Raw genomic sequence first — 18,606 nt, forward strand, 5'->3', positions numbered from 1 at the left:
ATTGAAAAGTTGTTAAGTAAGTCAGACAGTCGCACGTACCAACTCGAAAGAGGGTGCTTGAGGAACGTCCGGGCTCCATAGAGCAAGGTGCTGGATAACACCCAGTGGAGGCAACTTTAAGGATAGTGCAACAGAAATAAACCGCCTACTTTGATAGGTAAGGATGGAAAGGCGAGGTAAGAGCTCACCGTCCCTTAGGTGACTAAGGGAGCCCTGTAAACCCCACCTGGAGCAAGACCGTACAAAAGACATATAGTTGCTCGCTAGTCTTTGGGTAGGTCGCTAGAGCCATTTGAGGTAACTCTTGGCGTAGATAGATGACTGTTTGATACAGAACCCGGCGTATAGACTTGGTTAACAACCTGATAAAGTATAGAGAGTCAACAGATTACACCTTTTAGTGTACTGTTGACTTTTTGATTTAAATAACAAACTATAAAAATCAAAGAAGGTATGGGATTTTAAATCTATTTGGACTATACTGTAAAGGAAACAAGTGAGGAATATAAAAATAGGAGCTGAACAGAGTGGAAAGAGAAATTATTGTTTATACAGATGGTGGTGCTCGTGGAAATGGAAGTAAGGATTGTGCATCGGCTTGGGCGTATACATTAAGTTATGGTTCTCACTATAAAGAAGATAAGGGAGCTATTCGTGGTGCAACAAATAATCAAATGGAGATGACAGCTATTATTGAAGCTTTAAAAGCTATTAAAAATAAAAGTTTACCTATTCGTGTACACAGTGACTCTGCATATTGTATCCAGGGGATTACCTCATGGATTCACAACTGGAAAAAAAAGGGTTGGATCAACTCTAAAAAAGAACCTGTAGAAAATAAAGACCTTTGGTTAATGATGGATGCTTTAGTCACACAATGTACAGATATTCAATTTATTAAGGTGAAGGGGCATGCCGATGTAGCAGGAAATATTCGTGTAGATGCTCTTGTAAATGAGGCAATGGATGAACTAGAAGGATAGGTTTTTAAATAGATAAATGAGAAGGAAATAGAGGAAGACAAAAGAGGTAACAGGAGTTGTTACCTCTTTTTTTTATGGGGGAAACTCAGCATCATAAAATTTTAATATCCTAGCTATGACTTTTACTAAAATATCTAATACATTAACAAGTTTTTGGTAATAATTAAAGAGAGTTGTTTTAGTGATAGCTACTTAGCATAAAAAATAAAAAGCATATGGAATAGGATAAAATTATTTGTATAAAATAAACAAAAAGAATAAAGAGAATAAGTAAATTTAAACAAAGTGGTTAAACGTTTTAACAATTTTATTGACTTAGGAATAAAAAATGTGATATTTTATATTTGAAGAAGGTTAAACGTTTTATCAACAACTCAGTATATTTATAAGAAAAGGAGAAAAGATATGATAGAAGTTATTATTTCAATTGTAGCAATAATATTACTGTCAGTGCTAATTGTAAAAAAATACAATACCACAATTGCGTTACTATTTTGCGGCATTCTTTTATTAGCGGTAGCCGTTATTTTAGGACATCCTGTTCTAGATAATGAAACCACTACAGGGCTTGCCCTACTGGATATTTTTAAAAATATCGAAACAGCATTTCTGAGCCAGTTAGGGAATATTGGTTTAACACTGATGTCCTTAATGGGATATTCAACTTATATGACTTATATAGGTGCAAATGATAAAACTGTTCAAGTTATGTTAAAACCTTTAGGAAAAGTTAAATCCAAATATGTTTTAGTACCGATTATTTTTATATTAGGAAACCTACTATCATTAGTAGTTCCAAGTGCTTCAAGTTTAGGTGTATTATTGATGGCTACACTATTTCCTATTCTTACAAGGGTGGGGATGAGTCCACTAACAGCAGCAGGTATTATAGCTACTACTGCTACTATTATGCCGACTCCCCTTGGAGCTGACAATGTAATCGCAGCTGAAACGTTTGGTATGACTATACTTGACTATGTTGGCAAACATGCTGCTATTTCTATTCCTTCTCTGCTTCTTATGGCTATTGCCCATTATTTTTGGCAAAAATATTGTGATAAAAAAGATGAAACAAAGGGTATAGCTTTTAAGACAGAGTTAAAGGGTTTACGTGAAAATCTTCCTCCCACTTTCTATGCATTATTACCTGTTTTACCTTTGGTTTTAGTAATAGTTATTAATTTAGGATTTCCTTCATTAAAGGTTGGACTAGTAACTATTACCTTTATCAGTTTGATTGTTACCATTATCTGTGAGGCTTTAAGAACACGAAATATTGTTAATGTTACTCAAGATGTTCAGGAGTTCTTTAAAGGTATGGGAACAGGTTTAGCTTCTGTAGTATCTATAATGGTTGCAGCAACTGTTTTTGTAAATGGTTTAAAAGCTTTAGGGATTGTTGATATGTTGATGAATTCTGCTAAAGGTTTAGAAGGTGCAGGGATTATCATGATGTTAGCGTTTAGTGGTATTACCTTTATTATTGGTTTGATTAGTGGTAATGGCCTATCCGTATTTTATGCAACTGTTGGTTTAATTCCTAGTGTGGCAGCTGCAGCGGGTGTATCACCAGCCATGATTGGTTTGCCTATGCAGATGATTGCTAACCTTGTACGCTCTATCTCACCTGTAGCGGCTGTAATTGTTATTGTTGCATCTTCAACTGGAGCTACACCAGTTCAGTTAGTAAAAAGGACAAGTATACCTATACTAATTGGAATTATAAGCTGTTTGGTACTATCTTTTGTATTGTTATTTTAAAGTATAAAAATGAGCGCTTATTAGCGTTCATTTTTATAGTAAAAGAGGTGGCCATAGATAGGAGAAAAAATAATAAGATCTACTTGATGGATATCAATAAAGGAATATTAAATGATATAGGTGGTAGGATGAAAATAGAGATTGTTGACAATGCATTAACACCAGAAATATATATAGCTGTTAGAAAACAAGTAAATTTTAAATATTATCCGTATGAGGATGTAAAAGTTGCGCTAAAAAATTCTCTCTATACAGTAGTTATCTATGATGAAGGTAAGCCTATAGGAATATCAAGAATCGTTGGTGATGGAAAGATTGTCTTTTTTATAAAAGATGTGGTGGTTATTCCTGAATATCAAAAACAAAATATCGGCTCTATGCTGATGGACAGGATACAGCAATATATTTCAACAGTAGCATGCGAAGGAGCCTATATTGGACTTATGTCAACACCTGGACTTACTAATTTTTATAAAAAGTTTGGATTTATTGAAAGACCTACAGCCGAACTTGGACCCGGTATGGTGAAATTTTATAATACATGACCGATTAAAAGGTTAAGAGTTATTTGGATAGTTTTAGAACATCTATAGAGGTGAAGGTTTTTGGAAGGAAAGAGGTGTACCTGATAATGAAAAAATTAATCGTATTAGGCAGTCTGAATATGGATATTTCAATTCAAAGTGATTATTTACCCAAAAGTGGTGAAACCATTAATGGCTATGAATTCCTTATGAACTCAGGAGGTAAGGGAGGGAATCAGGCAGTATCAGCAGCCAAGCTTGGGACAGAAGTAGAAATGATTGCAAAAGTAGGAAATGATGCCTTTGGAAGACAATTAATAGATGATTTAAGAAGTTATGGAGTAAATGTTTCAAATATTGAAATTTCAAAGGATATTTCATCTGGAGTAGCTGTGATTACAAGATGTAATAATGATAATAGAATTATATTAAGTAACGGAGCTAATCATACTTTAGATATAAAAACGATAAAAGATAAATTAAAAAAGATAGCTAATAAAGGTGATATTTTCTTAACACAACTAGAGAATGATTTTGAAATTGTAAAAAAAGCAATTAAATATGCTAAAGAATTAGGTCTATATACCATTCTAAATCCTGCACCTGCAAGAGAAATTGAGGAGGAGTTCTATCAATATTTAGATTTGGTTATTGTTAATCAAAGTGAATGTGAATTATTGACAGGTATTTATCCTCATGAACAAAGTACTTATGAAAGTGTATTAAAGGCATTTAGTGATAAGGGAGTACATGTAATTGTTACCCTTGGTACGGAGGGAAGTATAACCAATTATACAGGTAGTTTGGAGTATATTGCATCAAGGAAGGTAAAAGTAGTTGATACAACAGCAGCAGGAGATTCTTATATTGGTGCTTTGTGTCGTTATTTAATAAAGGATAAAGATTTTATAGAAGGATTAAAATTTGCCTCAGATGTGGCAGCTTTAACTGTCACTAAGAAGGGTGCCCAAGTTTCAATACCTTATTTCGATGAAGTAAAAGCATATTATAAGGAGGATAGAAATTATGAATAAAAGACCTATTATTATTGATACAGATCCTGGTATAGATGATGCCTTAGCTATTGCAATTGCATTATATTCCAATGAACTAGATGTGAAGTTAATTACTACCGTAGCTGGTAATGTAGGAATTGATAAAACAACCTACAATGCGTTACGTTTATTAAAGTTTTTTCAGAAAGAAAATGTTCCTGTTGCAGTAGGTGCAGATAGGCCTCTTATCAGATCTTACGAAGATGCTAGCTCTGTACATGGAAAAAGTGGTATGGAAGGCTATGATTTTGAGCCGCCAACTCAAATACCTATTGAAGAAAATGCAGTAAATGCTATGCGTAGAGTTATAATGGAAAGCAAAGAGGCCATCACTATTGTGGCAATTGGGCCATTAACCAATATTGCACTTTTGCTTAAAATTTATCCAGAAGTAAAGAAAAACATAAAAGAAGTTGTTATGATGGGGGGAAGTGCAAGCCGTGGCAACATGGGAGTTATGTCAGAATATAATGTAGGCGTTGATCCTGAGGCAGCCTATATTCTTTTCCATAGCGGGCTAGAAATAGCCATGGTAGGTTTAGATGTCGGTTTTAAGGCATTGGTTTTTCCAGAGGATAGTGAGGCCATTAGAACGATGAATAAAACAGGAGAAATGGCATATTGTCTGTTTAAGAAATATCGTGGTGGAAGCTTTAATACAGGCTTGAAAATATATGATAGTACAGCTTTAGCTTATTTGCTTGCCCCTCAAATATATGAAATCGTAGAAACCTATGTTGATGTGGAACTTGCTGGTTCTATGACAGCAGGCTGTACATTAGTTGACCTAAAAGGTTATTTGAAACAACCACATAATGCTAAAGTCTGTATAGATATAAATCAGGAAAAATTCCGCGAATGGTTTAAAGAATCTATTCGTAAATGTATTTAAATACATTTACGAATAATATGTTAAGCAACCATCAAGCTTGATATACCACAGTAGGAAGGAGGTCATTTCATATGAATAACTTTATAATGTATAGTATTGCATTCTTATCAGTTATTGCTGTCATAGTTATGTTGATAAAAAAAATGGATTTAAAGATTACTTTATTTGCAATGGGTGTTGTATTAATGTATATTGCAGTATTCATGGGAAATACCATTGGTGGTGATAATTTTAAATCTTCAGGATTAACAGTTTTAGATCCCTTATTAATAGTAATTAATGAATTTAAAGCCTCATTTAATTCAGCTGGGTTTATTATTATGATTTTAGGTGGATATACTTCGTATATGTCAGCAATCAACGCCAATGAGGTTACTGTTAATACTCTGACAAAACCCATAAAAAAGATAAAATCAGTTTATATTTTAGTTCCTGCTGTATTCTTAATAGGCAATTTGCTTTCGCTAGTTATACCAAGTGCATCGAATCTAGCTATTATTTTATTAGCTACGTTATATCCAGTACTTCGTCAAGTAGGAATGACGCCCCTTACTACAGCTGCTGTGATTGCCACAACAGCAACAGTGATGCCTACTCCTTTAGGAGGAGATAATGTAGCTATTGCTAGTGAGCTTGCTAAATATGCTGCATTTTCTGGACTAACAGTGTCTGATTATGTCTTAAAGTATCATGCTGCTGTATCTGTACCTACCTTAATTGTTATGGCAGTAGTACATTTCTTCTGGCAAAAGTATATGGATAAAAGGACGAGAAAGCTTAATAAAGATGAGATTGTAGTAGATGCAGTAAAAGAAATAAAGGGAGGTATATTTTTTCGTATAATATACACTCTCTTACCCATATTTCCTATTTTACTATTAATAGCTATCTATTTACTAGATGCCTTTAGAGATGTCACAGTAAATATTAGTGTCGAACTTGCAGTGGTAGTTTCTTTTGTAGTTGCTATTATCTGTGAAGCAATCCATAAAAAGAGTATAGTTTCAGCACTTAGTAAGACGGATTTCTTTTTTAAAGGCATGGGTACTTCAATGGCAACTGTTGCTCTATTAGTGGCAGCCACAGTTTATGTTTCAGGTCTTAAATCTATTGGGTTAATTTCATCATTACAAACTACCATGTTTGAGATTCAAGGTTCAGGATTTATACTACCACTAATTCTAGTTTGTTTAACACTATTAATTGTGTTGTTAAGTGGAAGTGGAACGGCATTATTCTATGCCTTAGTTCCTTTAATGATGCCATTAGCTATGGCGGCAAATATAAATGCTTTAGCGATAACAATACCTATGGCATTAGCAGGAAATATTATAAGGGCAGTATCTCCTGTAGCAGCAGTTATTATGATTGTTGCAGGTACTGTTAAGATTAGTCCTCTAGATCTTGTTAAACGGACTTCAGTGCCAATGATTACTGGTATTCTATTTATGTTTGTTTTATCCATGATCTTATTTTTATAGAATAGACTTTTCTTGTATTTGCGTGTTAATATATATTGTAAAGGGTTTTAAATTTGGAGGTTGCACAAATGAAGGTTACAATTAAAGATATTGCACGAGAAGCAGGAGTGAGTGTAGCAGCAGTTTCTTTGGTACTAAACCAAAAGGATTGTAGAATTGCTGAAGAAACAAAGAAAAGGATAATAGAGGTTGCAAGAAAATACAATTATACAGTTAATCAACAAGCGAGAAGTTTAGTGACAAAAAAATCAAATGTAATTGGCTTAATTATTCCAGATATAGAAAACATATTCTTTTCATCCTTGTCTAAGAAAATAGAAGAATATTGTCGTAGAAAAGGGTATGCTATAATGATTGTAATCTCTGATGAAAATCCAAAGGAAGATATTGAATTATTACATTTACTTGTTTCTAGGGGTGTAGATGGTATTCTTTATACACCCAGTAATGGGAATGAGCAGGATTATGAAAAAATTAGAAAGTATTTAAGTTCACTTCCTATTCCTTATGTAATGGTAGATCGATATTTAGATAATATAGAGTGCAATAAAGTGTATATTGATAATATAAATGGTTCTTTACAAGCAATAGAGATGCTAATAAAAAATGGACATACAAAAATTGGGTGTATAGGTTATGCAGTTTCCAAATCTGTTACTTATTCACGTGTTACAGGCTATAAAGAGGCCATGAAACAATTCGGTTTGCCTGTGAATGAAAAATATATTTATGATGGGCAATATAAAGTTATTGGTGGGTATCATGCAGGTAAGGAGATTGTGAATAGTGATTTAACCGCTGTATTTATTTGCAACGATATGATGACACTTGGTTTTTTGAAATATTTAAGTGAATGTGGCAAAAAAGTTCCTAATGATTATTCTATTATTAGCTATGATAATACGCTACATAATTTTGTAGTATCCCCTAAAATTACAACAATAGATCAAGATTTAGGTGAGTTAGCAAAAAACGCATGTCAATTATTATTTAAAAATATTAGTAATAAAAATACGAATCCAGAAGTTATTTGCTTATATCCTCAATTACTTATAAATGAAAGTGTGAAAAAGATAAATTAAGAATTTATATATATAAGGGAGTATAGAAAACGAATCAGCTCGTTTTTTATACTCCCTTATGTTATATTATTATATTCCCACTTTAGTAACTAGTCTTATAAATAAAGGCCTTAAAAAAGCTTAATGATAGGAATCTATGGGGTAGACTGTTTTTGACAATAGCAATCAATGGCGTGAGCGACACGCTTAGCCGCTACCACTGCATCAATAACGGTTTTAGCGCCACTAACTACATCTCCACAGGCAAAGACACCTTCTTTAGTGGTATGCCCTACTTCATCGGTAACTAAAAGACCATAGCGCGTTTGAAGTGAAGAAGAAGTAGAAACAATATTAGTTTGAGGAACCTGGCTGATAGCAATAATAATGGTATCACAAGTGAAAAGTTTTTCAGAATGAAGGATTTGTTCCAAAACAAACGACCCATCTTCTTGTAACACTTCCCGAGTGTCTGCTAGGATAATTCCTTTATCTGTAATTTCTAAAGGCGTTTTATAAAAGTTAAAATGTACCCCGTCTTGTTTGGTATGGGTAATCTCAGCTTGTGTAGCCGTCATAGTTTCCTCACCACGACGATAACAAATAGTAACTTCTGAAGCACCATAATATTTTGCGCTACGAGCAGCATCCATAGCTACATTACCTGCACCAATAACACAAACTTTTTCACCTAAATGATAGGTAGATGGATTTTTTAAATAGTCAATGGCATAGAGGGCGTTGCCAAGGGTTTCTCCTTTAATACCTAATGTCTTTGGATTCCAAACACCTGTACCAATAAAAATAGCATTATATCCATCAAAAAGGAGTTTATCCAGTGTGATAATAGGCCCTACTAAGGTATTATGTTTGATTTTAACACCTAATTGAAGAAGCTTTTGCTCAAGTTGCTCAATAAGAGTGCGAGGCAAGCGAAATTCGGGTATACCATAGGTTAGCACGCCACCGATACGATCACGCATTTCAAAAAGAGTAATATCATAACCTTTTTGAGCTAATGTGATAGCAATAGTAAGTCCAGCAGGTCCAGAGCCAACGATGGCTATTTTAAAACCATTTTTAGGTGCGCGTGTTATAGTAAGTTCTTCTAAATAGCGCTTAGAAATGAATTCTTCAATAGTGTGGAAGGCAACAGGCTCACCTTTAATACCTTTAATGCAAGCTCCTTTACATTGATGTTCATGGGGGCAAACAATAGCACAAATAGCCGAGAGAGGATTGTTATTGAAAAGAAGTTCACCTGCTTCATGAATCTGTCCTTCTTGGAACAAATGAATAATCTCTGGAATAGGTGTACGAATAGGGCAGTGTATCTGACAACGGGCATTTTTACATTTTAAACAACGGTTAGCTTCAGTAGATAAATTAATCATAAAGTGTGTCTCCTTTGATGTCTCTTATGAATGTCTAAGTTGGGTTTATTATAAGGGGGAACAGATAAATGTTCAAGAATTGATAATTATTAAACAGAGTTTTTTTCATTTTTTAGGGGCGAATGCTTGTTATCTCTCTTAAAAACACATACAATAAAAGAAATAGACACAAGTAAGTACATGGAAGATATGTGGGTGAAAAAGATGGAAGTTGTAGCAAAAGCTTTTTTTGAAGTATTAACAGAATTAAAGGTAAAAGAAGACTTAGGAAATCTCTTTAAGCAAGTAGAGGTGGAGGAAGTCTTTTTAAATCAAAGTGAAAGGGCTCTTACTTTTAGGCTATGTAGTAAACACCTTATTCATCAAAAGCAAGTTAAAAAAATGGAGGCACAAATTAAAAAACAAGTTTTTCCAACTACTCCCATTTGCATTCACCTTTTAATGCAATACAATTTGCCAAAGGAAATGTCACTTGAGGGAATCATAGAAGATTATAAAGAAAGCTTGCTTTTTGAAATTATGGAATATAGTCCCTCTGTTTATATGATTATTAAAAATGCCAAATGGGTAGTAAGCAGTAATACTCTGCAGCTTACTTTGGAGGAAAGCCTATGGGCACGCAAAAAGTCTCAAGGAGTACGCCAGTTTTTAGAAGAGATATTTGAAACCCGGCTAAGACGTTCACTTAATGTACAATTTGAATATTGTGTGGGAAAAGGTCCCTCTCTTATACAAGAAAATGAAGTGCGCTTAAGAAAAGAAGTAGGAAATTTAATGCAAAATTTACCCTCCAAAGAACAAGCGCTTAAAGAAGAAAAAATTCAAGAAATACCACAAGCAGCATCCAAGATGCAGCGTAGGCCAGCAGCAGATCCAGAAGTTTTCTATGGACGCAACTGTGAAGGAGCTATTACACCCATTAGTGAGATACAAGATGCTATTGGGGAGGTTGTTGTAAAAGGGAAGATTCTTGCTTTAGATACGCGTGAAATTCGCAATGAAAAAACAATTATTATCTTTGACATTACCGATTTTACAGATACCATTACTGCTAAATGTTTTGTGAAAAATGAAGAACTTCCAGATATTTTAGAGCAACTTAAAAAAGGGAGTTTTTATTTAGTAAAAGGTGTAGCACTTTTAGATAACTTTGATAAAGAAATTAGTTTGGGCTCTATTCAAGGCATTAAGGCCATCGCAGACTTTACTACTAAGCGGATGGATAGAAGTCCTATTAAACGTGTCGAACTGCATTTACATACAGTAATGAGCGACATGGATGCGGTGGTAGATATTCATAAAGTCATTAATCGAGCGAAGGAATGGGGGATGCCAGCTCTTGCCATTACTGATCATGGATGTTTACAAGCTTTTCCTATTGCCAATCACTGTGTAAAAAAAGACGAGCCTTTTAAAGTGATTTATGGGGTAGAAGGTTATTTTGTAGATGATTTAAAACAACTAGTCATTGCTTCTAATAATCAAAGTTTACAAGATACTTACGTAGTGTTTGATTTAGAGACTACAGGGTTCAGTCCCACTCATCATCAGATTATTGAGATTGGGGCAGTGAAAGTTATACAAGGAGAGATTGTAGACAGATTCAGTGCATTTGTTAATCCGAAGAGAGCTATTCCTTATGTGATTCAAGAGCTTACAGGAATTTCAGATAAGATGGTACAAGATGCCTTACCTATTGAAAATGTGTTGCCTGAGTTCTTAGACTTTTGTGAAGGAGCTGTGTTAGTAGCACATAATGCTGATTTTGATTATAGTTTCATAGAGGTGAATGCTAAGAAACAAGGTCTTTGTGCTACCTATACAGTTGTAGATACGGTCTCCTTAGCGCGTATACTTTTACCTAATCTTAGTAATTTTAAATTAAATACAGTGGCTAAGGCACTTGAAGTAAGTTTAGAAAATCATCATCGAGCAGTTGACGATGCCACTGCTACAGGTGAAATATTTGTTAAATTTATAGAGAAACTTGAAGCAAAAGGAATACAAACACTGGATGAGTTAGAGCGATTAGCAAAGGCTTCACCTGAGGCAATTAAGAAAATGCCTTCTTATCATGGGATTATTTTAGTTAAGAATGAGGTAGGAAGGGTGAATCTAAATCGTCTTGTTTCAGCCGCTCATCTGGATTATTTTAATAGGCGGCCACGTATGCCCAAGAGTTTGATTGAAAAATATCGAGAAGGGCTTATTATTGGTTCAGCCTGTGAAGCAGGTGAGCTTTTTCAGGCACTTATTAAGGAAAAAGATGAAGCAGAATTAAGGCGTATTGTTAATTTTTATGACTATCTTGAAATTCAGCCTATTGGAAATAATAAATTTATGTTAAAAACAGATAAATACCCTGCTGAAACAGAGGAAGATTTACGTGATTATAATCGACGGATTGTAGAATTAGGTGAAAAGTATCATAAACCTGTTGTAGCTACTTGTGATGTGCATTTTGTGGATCCAGAAGATGAAGTATATCGTCGTATTATGATGGCAGGCAAGGGCTTTAAGGATGCAGATGAACAAGCACCTTTGTATTTACGAACTACAGATGAAATGTTAGAGGAGTTTAGTTATTTAGGAGAGGCAAAGGCAGAAGAGGTGGTCATTACCAATACGTTACTAATTAATGAACAAATTGAAAAAATTTCTCCTGTACTTCCTGATAAATGTCCGCCTGAAATATCAGATTCAGATGCCACTTTAAAGAAAATTTGTTATGATAAAGCCCATGAAATTTATGGTCCTGATTTACCACAAGTAGTAGTCGAACGATTGGAAAGAGAGCTTAACTCCATTATTTCCAATGGCTTTGCTGTCATGTATATCATTGCACAGAAGCTTGTATGGGATTCCAATGCACACGGTTATTTAGTTGGTTCCCGTGGCTCTGTGGGGTCTTCTTTTGCAGCAACCATGGCAGGAATTACAGAGGTTAATCCTCTTGCACCACATTATATTTGTCCAGCGTGTTATTATTCTGATTTTGACTCAGAAGCTGTTAAAGCTTATGCAGGTCGTTCGGGATGTGATATGCCCGATGCTAAGTGCCCAAAATGTGGACAGGATCTTTTAAAGGAAGGACATGATATTCCTTTTGAGACCTTCCTTGGCTTTGAAGGAGATAAAGAACCGGATATTGACCTAAATTTCTCAGGAGATTATCAGGCTAAAGCCCATAAATATGTAGAGGTTATTTTTGGAGAAGGTAAGGCATTCCGTGCCGGAACGATTGGTACCATGGCAGAAAAAACAGCTTTGGCTTATGTTTATAAATATTTTGAAGAACGCAATGAAACCAAGAGAAGAGCAGAGATGCGCCGATTAGCAGAAGGGTGCACAGGTGCTAAGCGAACGACTGGACAGCATCCAGGAGGAATTATTGTTGTACCACATGATAGAGAAATTTACGAATTTACAGCTATTCAGCATCCAGCAAACGATATGAATACGCCTATTATAACGACTCACTTTGAATATCATTCCATTGACCATAACCTCTTAAAACTTGATATTTTAGGACATGATGATCCTACTATTATTCGTCGTTTAGAAGATATCACAGGAATTAATGCCAAAACAATTAAACTTGATGATAAGGATGTGATGTCTTTATTCCATAGTACGGAAGCTTTAAAAATTAACCCTAAAGACATTGGGGGCATTCCTTTAGGGTGTTTAGGTATTCCGGAGTTTGGAACAGACTTTGTTATCCAGATGCTTTTAGATGCTAAACCTCAAAGTTTTTCAGATTTGGTACGTATTTCAGGACTTTCTCATGGAACCGACGTGTGGCTAGGAAATGCTCAAACTTTAATAGAAGAAGGAAAAGGGACAATTTCCTCTGTTATTTGTACGCGTGATGATATTATGACCTATCTTATTAATCAGGGAATGGATAAGGGGCTTTCCTTTACCATTATGGAGAGTGTACGTAAAGGTAAGGGATTAAAACCTGAATGGGAAAAAGCTATGTTAGAAAAGGATGTACCAGATTGGTATATTTGGTCGTGTAAAAAAATTAAATACATGTTCCCAAAGGCTCATGCTGCAGCCTATGTTATGATGGCGTGGCGTATTGCTTGGTATAAGATTTTCTATCCACTTGCTTATTATACAGCCTTCTTTAGTATTCGTGCATCTGCTTTTTCCTATGAATTAATGTGTCAAGGAAAGGAGCATCTAGAGTACCACATGAAGGAACTTATGAGTAAGGGAAAAGAAAATCAGACAGCAAAGGAACAAGATACTCTAAAAGATATGCGCTTAGTGCAAGAGATGTATGCAAGAGGTTTTGAATTTGCACCTATTGATTTGGAAAAAGTAGATGATAAGCGTTTTCAAATTATAGATGGTAAAATTATGCCTTCTCTAAGTGCGATTGATGGCTTAGGTGAAAAGGCAGCAGAAGCTATCGTACAAACTATTAAAGAGGGGCCCTTCTTATCCAAAGATGATTTTAGGGCCCGTACAAAGGTAAGTAAAACAGTAACAGATAAAATGAGTGAACTTGGTATATTGAGTCATTTATCAGAATCGAATCAACTTGATTTATTGGAATCATTTGGTTTTTAAGAAAGGAAAGAAAGAGATTGGAAGCATTTTATTTTAAAAAGTATCCCGAAGATAGCTATGACTTAGAAGGCCTACTTTGTCTTGCAGAAAATGAGGAAGCACCCCTTGTATTTATGCTAAAAGATGAGGATGAATTAAATTATATTCGGAACCGTTATACCATCTTAAATTATGAAAGAGGATGGCAACATACCTTAAAGTGGATTAAGCAGTATTTAGAGCAAGACGAAATGCAGAGTCTATTTATAGGTTTTGCTGCTCTTTATCAAGGGAAAATTTTGTTTTTAGGTGGAGAATCAGTTAGAGCTTCGGAATGTATGGAGGCTGATATGGAGTTGACAGAAAATCAAGTTTATGGCGTTTGTGTGTCCTTAAGAAAAGGAGAATATGTATTTGAGGAAGTTCTCTATTATGATGGGCAAGAAAAAGAGCAATCTGTTGCTTTTCCTTTACAAGAAACAGGTGAATTAGGTAATCGTTTAAGTACTTTTATTGATCAATATGAATAATACTATTAAAAATCCCCTATGGCATATTGTAAAAACCATAGATTTTTAGGATCATAACGGATGAATAACACATGTTAAAAAAGAGGAATGTACGTAGCAGAACGAATGGAAATAACTTTCTGAGCCTCATCCCAATCAACTTGTAAGTTAAGAGCTTCAGCAATAAAACGAATAGGTACCATAGTAGTTCCTTCTAAAATAAAAGGAGCTAGGGTAAGTGTAGTTGGAAAACCATCCACATAAGCCAAAGTGCTATCAAGAGTAAGTTCTAAGACATGCTCACCTTTTAAGGTGATTTTTTTTGTTTGAGGCTCATAGTAGAGGATAATGTCTAAATGCTCAGGAATGAGATGCAAAGGAATGAACGTAGTTCCTTCGCTAATATAAGCAGGGACAGGTGTTGATACAAAATGATCATTAATCCGAAGCGAAACATTTTGAGATAAAAGAGGATGATTTGCGTAAGTAATAGTAGATGGCATAAGCCAATCTGTATAAAAACCATAAATCCCTTTGGCTTGTTGTTTAACCACTTCGTCAGTTGTATTAACTGTATGGGTAAAGACTTTTACATTACATTCTTGGGCCATTTTGAGAAGTGCATCATTCACAAGAGAAGAGGGCATGGTAAGAACACGATAGTTATGCTTTAAAAGTGTTGCTTTTACTTTTTGCGCATCATAGCGATCAGGGGATGTATAAAGCGTATAAATGACATTTTTAAAAGGATATACTTCCTCTAGTGCGGTTGCAGTTGCTTCATCATAAACTTGAATAATTAAACGATCAATAATGGTAGAATCAATTTGTTGAGCTGCTTCTAATAAACGACGCATTTGAAGCTTAAAAAGCTCAGGTTCAATGGTCTTTGTATCTGTTACTAAATACATATCTGAATGATTTTTTAAAAGGGTAAGTAGGTCAAATACAGATAAAGTTGTATATTTTCCTTGAATTTGTTGTGCATTATAGCGCTCAAAGCTAGTCGCACCTCCTAAAATTCCTTTGCCTATTGTAAGCCCCCAAAAGGTATTCCAATCATGCAGGAAAACAAGTTGATCATCTGTAGATAAAGCCATATCCACCTCAAATACACGAAACCCCTTTTCATAATTTTGCTTAAAGGCTTCAAGGCAGTTGGTATAGTTGATGCCATCAATACGTCCCAGTGCGTGGGCGATGACTTGATGCTCATCTTCCCAATAAAAACTTTCCTCTAGTTGGGGAATATAAAAGGTAGAAGCAAAAGAAGAAATTGGAAGAAGAGTAAAGAGGACAAAGCTTAAGATAAGTAGAGGTTTTGGTAGTTTCATTAGCAAAACTCCTTTTTATGTATAGTTTGATTTTTTGTAATCGTTGAATATGTAAAAAGACATACTCTATCATGTCACTCCTAAGAGGAGTGAACATGGAGTGTTTGAGTAGGAAAAGCAATTTGAATGGTTTCTTTTTCACAAATCTCTAAAATACGTAGGTTAATTGTTTCTTTTATTTTTAAGTAAGAAGCATAATCTGTAGCAAGAGAAAAATACAATACCTGAATGTTAAGCGAGTAGTCACCTAAGCTTTCAAGACCAACTAAGAAAGATCCCTGCTCAATAGTAGGGTGAGCACTTAAAAGGCAATTGATTTGCTGGATACAGGTATGGATTTTATCAAGAGGAGTATGGTAGGGTAAGGTAAGGTTAAACTTAACACGACGCTTTTCCATACGGGACCAGTTAATGATATTTTCATTACCTATTTTAGCATTAGGGATAACCACTACCCCTTGTGTAAAGGTACGAATGCGTGTACTGCGAAAACTAATGTCTTCAATGATTCCTTCTATGCCAGAAACTTCTACCCAGTCGCCTATTATAAAGGGTTTGTCCATCATCAAAAGTGCCCCTGATAAAATATTAGAAAGGGCATCTTTAGAAACGAAAGCAAAGGCAACACCACCGAGACCTACTCCTGTAATAATGCCCCCTATGTCACCAAAAAGAAGAGAAAGGACGATAGCACCACCTATTAAAAGGGTAAAAAAACGAATTAACTTAGAAGTAAAACGGATAAGAAGGGTGTTATCAGTAATGCCCAACTTAGCATTAAGATCAGAAAGCACCATTTCATAAACGACTTCAAGATTATAAATTCCCCAAGTGGCTATACTAACAAAGACAACGGTATATAAAGTTGTTACACTTTCAAAAGGAATAAAATCTAGAGAAAATACTGCTTCAGAAGACCAAAAGGAATTGCTACTAATCTCTTTATAACGTATGAGAGGGGAAATACAAAGGGCACCCCAGATACCTGTAAATAGGAATAAATAATCAAGGGGTTTTTGTAAGGCTTCAGTAAGCTTAGAACCAAGTGCTAGTTTCTTGATAGAAATTTTAGATAAAAGACCGATAGTAAATTTACGAAGGAGCTTTCTAAAAAGTAAAAAGAAAAGTAGAAAAGCAAAAGCACCTATTAAACGTATAATAAAGGGATTCCAGTCCAAGTTTTTTAAGTAAATCATAAAATGTATCCTTTCTAAAAGCTATAAATTTCTACAAATCTACCTAGTATTATACAATAGAAAGGCATATAATTAAAGGAATTTATGGTCAAATACCACGAACAATGGTATACTTAAAGACATAAAGAACAAAATAAGAATGTGTACTCGAGGAATAAAAGCCAATGAAAGTATCAAAAGACCTATGGATTGAAAAGGGTGTGCGTCGTAGTAGCATACGTGCAATAAAACAAAATAAAAAAAGTAGACAAAAGGTTTATGTATTATGCACCTCTTATCATCAAGATGCCCTTTTTGAGGTAGTGGAAAGTCGATTTATCTCCTCAAGGTATGAACATAGCTCTGTCTTAGCCATTACCCTCACTAAGACCAAGGCATTTGAAAGAGTTTATTTGCTTATTAATGCTTTATACAATGAACAAACAACAAGCTATGAGTCTTTACAAGCAGAGTAAGGGAGGTTAGGTATGGCAATCTTGGGAGTTGTATTAAAAATAATAGCTAGTTTTTTAGTGCTTCTTATGGGATTACTATTAGCAATACTTTTGCTTCTTTTATTAGGTCCTATTACTTATAAAGGTTATACAGCATATTATGAGTCAGCAGAAGGTGAATGGGAGATTACTCTATTTCATTTATTTCGTGTGAGGTTTCAAATGCTGGAAGGAAAGGTAAAGGGAGAGGTGAAATTATTAGGAGTAAATGTTCGTGCTTTTTCTCCTGATGAATTAGAGACTCTTACAAAAGACGTAGAGGCTGATTTAAAAGGAGATATGCTTGTAGTAGAGCCATCTAAGACTAAGACTAAGAAAAAGATTGCAAAAAAAGAAAAGGTTAGTCCTTTTAAGGCAAAATGGGGAAGACTAAAGGCTATAACAACAGATCCTGCTTTAAAACCTTTTATAAAACATTCTATAGAGACATTGGGAAAAATAATAAAGGTTTTAAAACCAAAAGTTTTTCATTTTCACTTATTACTAGGTAAAGAAGATGTAGCCAAGACAGGAGAACTATTAGCTGGACTAACCTTATTATTTCCTTGGTATTATCCTTATGGAACCATAGAGGGAAATTTTGAAGCAGCAGGTATAGGGGGAGAGATCTATTTGCAGGGAAGCTTTAGACTTGTCCAGTTTTTTAAAATAGGGCTTTGGTGGCTACTTCATAAAGACACGAGACAGATGCTAAGTCGAATACTATATAACAGAGAGGAAGAATAGAGATGGAAAACAAGGCAAATCAAAACATGGATGATTTAATGGCAAAGTTAGAAAACTTTATTACAACTAAAACAGTAGTAGGTGAGCCCATACACATTGAAGATACGATTCTTGTTCCGTTAGTAGATGTGAGTTTTGGTGTAGCAGCAGGTTCTACTGCAAGCTCCAAATTTTCAGAACGAAAAAAGGAAACAGAACGTAAAGTAGATGGAGGGACAGATGCAGGGGCTGGTGGTTTAGGTGCACGTATGACACCAAGTGCTATGTTAGTGATTCAAAATGGTACGACACAGCTTATTTCCATTAAAGGGCAAGATAGTGTAACCAAATTAATTGATATGATTCCAGGACTTCTTGCTAAAGTACCTGATTTAGTTACAAAGTTTACGCATGAGGGGGCAACTGCTAAGGAGAAAAAGGCTCCTAAAAATCAAACAGAAACTGCTGTGGCAGATAAGTATCATACTTTAGATGAAGAGAATGAGTAGTGCATCATAAAAGCAGGTAATTGGTTTTTCCAATTACTGCTTTTATAGTAAGAGGAGGTATGTACTTACTAGCCTTTAGTCACAACAAATGCTAAGATAAAAAAAAGCACTTTATTGAAAGAAGTGAAATAAATAAAGGAGGAGA

At 34.8% G+C, this 18,606-nt stretch carries 15 protein-coding genes and 1 other RNA gene; 13 read left to right on the forward strand and 3 right to left on the reverse strand.

Going from position 1 to position 18,606, the window contains the following annotated elements:
• Positions 1-13: 13 nt before the first annotated feature.
• From rnpB to CS063_RS07010, 8 genes are all read left to right on the forward strand, one after another.
• Positions 14-361, forward strand: an RNA gene (gene rnpB, locus CS063_RS06975) — RNase P RNA component class A.
• Between the two features lie 166 nt (positions 362-527).
• Positions 528-983 carry a ribonuclease H family protein gene (locus CS063_RS06980; RefSeq protein WP_099448979.1) on the forward strand — a complete coding sequence of 152 codons (456 nt, stop codon included), beginning with the start codon at positions 528-530 and terminating at the stop codon, positions 981-983.
• 405 nt (positions 984-1,388) lie between these two features.
• On the forward strand, positions 1,389-2,744 hold the full coding sequence (gene dcuC / locus CS063_RS06985) for a C4-dicarboxylate transporter DcuC (RefSeq protein ID WP_099448980.1): 1,356 nt from the start codon (positions 1,389-1,391) through the stop codon (positions 2,742-2,744).
• Between the two features lie 128 nt (positions 2,745-2,872).
• Positions 2,873-3,289, forward strand: coding sequence for a GNAT family N-acetyltransferase (locus tag CS063_RS06990; RefSeq protein WP_099449086.1), 417 nt, complete (start codon positions 2,873-2,875; stop codon positions 3,287-3,289).
• An 86-nt stretch (positions 3,290-3,375) separates the two neighbouring features.
• A complete protein-coding gene (gene rbsK, locus CS063_RS06995) occupies positions 3,376-4,302 on the forward strand; it encodes a ribokinase (protein WP_099448981.1) in 927 nt (308 codons plus the stop codon).
• Positions 4,295-5,215 (forward strand): ribonucleoside hydrolase RihC, encoded by a 921-nt coding sequence (gene rihC, locus CS063_RS07000; protein WP_099448982.1) that lies wholly within the window; start codon positions 4,295-4,297, stop codon positions 5,213-5,215. Before rbsK ends, rihC begins: the two co-directional genes overlap by 8 nt.
• Before the next feature lie 71 nt (positions 5,216-5,286).
• On the forward strand, positions 5,287-6,696 hold the full coding sequence (dcuC, locus tag CS063_RS07005) for a C4-dicarboxylate transporter DcuC (RefSeq protein ID WP_099448983.1): 1,410 nt from the start codon (positions 5,287-5,289) through the stop codon (positions 6,694-6,696).
• 68 nt (positions 6,697-6,764) lie between these two features.
• Positions 6,765-7,778 (forward strand): LacI family DNA-binding transcriptional regulator, encoded by a 1,014-nt coding sequence (locus CS063_RS07010; RefSeq protein WP_099448984.1) that lies wholly within the window; start codon positions 6,765-6,767, stop codon positions 7,776-7,778.
• Between the two features lie 134 nt (positions 7,779-7,912).
• On the opposite strand, the gene CS063_RS07015 is transcribed toward CS063_RS07010, so the two are convergent.
• Positions 7,913-9,151, reverse strand: coding sequence for an NAD(P)-dependent oxidoreductase (locus CS063_RS07015; protein ID WP_099448985.1), 1,239 nt, complete (start codon positions 9,149-9,151; stop codon positions 7,913-7,915).
• 204 nt (positions 9,152-9,355) lie between these two features.
• Between CS063_RS07015 and CS063_RS07020 the strand changes: the two genes are divergently transcribed.
• Together CS063_RS07020 and CS063_RS07025 are read left to right on the forward strand one after the other, a co-directional pair.
• Positions 9,356-13,735: a PolC-type DNA polymerase III gene (locus CS063_RS07020; RefSeq protein WP_180270723.1), complete on the forward strand. Its 4,380-nt coding sequence runs from the start codon at positions 9,356-9,358 to the stop codon at positions 13,733-13,735.
• Between the two features lie 17 nt (positions 13,736-13,752).
• The gene (locus CS063_RS07025) at positions 13,753-14,244 is read left to right on the forward strand and encodes a hypothetical protein (protein WP_099448986.1); all 492 of its coding nucleotides are present in this window, start codon (positions 13,753-13,755) and stop codon (positions 14,242-14,244) included.
• 74 nt (positions 14,245-14,318) lie between these two features.
• Here the strand turns inward: CS063_RS07025 and CS063_RS07030 are convergent, their stop codons facing one another.
• Positions 14,319-15,557: a stalk domain-containing protein gene (locus tag CS063_RS07030; RefSeq protein WP_099448987.1), complete on the reverse strand. Its 1,239-nt coding sequence runs from the start codon at positions 15,555-15,557 to the stop codon at positions 14,319-14,321.
• A gap of 80 nt (positions 15,558-15,637) precedes the next feature.
• Positions 15,638-16,753, reverse strand: coding sequence for a mechanosensitive ion channel family protein (locus CS063_RS07035; protein ID WP_099448988.1), 1,116 nt, complete (start codon positions 16,751-16,753; stop codon positions 15,638-15,640).
• A 164-nt stretch (positions 16,754-16,917) separates the two neighbouring features.
• On the opposite strand from CS063_RS07035, the gene CS063_RS07040 reads away from it, so the two are divergent.
• From CS063_RS07040 to CS063_RS07050, 3 genes are read left to right on the forward strand one after another with little or no spacing between them, the layout of a single operon-like run.
• The gene (locus CS063_RS07040; protein ID WP_099448989.1) at positions 16,918-17,208 is read left to right on the forward strand and encodes a hypothetical protein; all 291 of its coding nucleotides are present in this window, start codon (positions 16,918-16,920) and stop codon (positions 17,206-17,208) included.
• A gap of 12 nt (positions 17,209-17,220) precedes the next feature.
• Positions 17,221-17,973 (forward strand): hypothetical protein, encoded by a 753-nt coding sequence (locus CS063_RS07045; protein WP_099448990.1) that lies wholly within the window; start codon positions 17,221-17,223, stop codon positions 17,971-17,973.
• Positions 17,974-17,975: 2 nt separating this feature from the next.
• The gene (locus tag CS063_RS07050) at positions 17,976-18,461 is read left to right on the forward strand and encodes a GerW family sporulation protein (protein ID WP_099448991.1); all 486 of its coding nucleotides are present in this window, start codon (positions 17,976-17,978) and stop codon (positions 18,459-18,461) included.
• The last annotated feature ends 145 nt before the right edge of the window (positions 18,462-18,606 follow it).

The organism is Sporanaerobium hydrogeniformans, from assembly GCF_002735925.1.
Classification (GTDB): Bacteria; Bacillota; Clostridia; order Lachnospirales; family Cellulosilyticaceae; genus Sporanaerobium; species Sporanaerobium hydrogeniformans.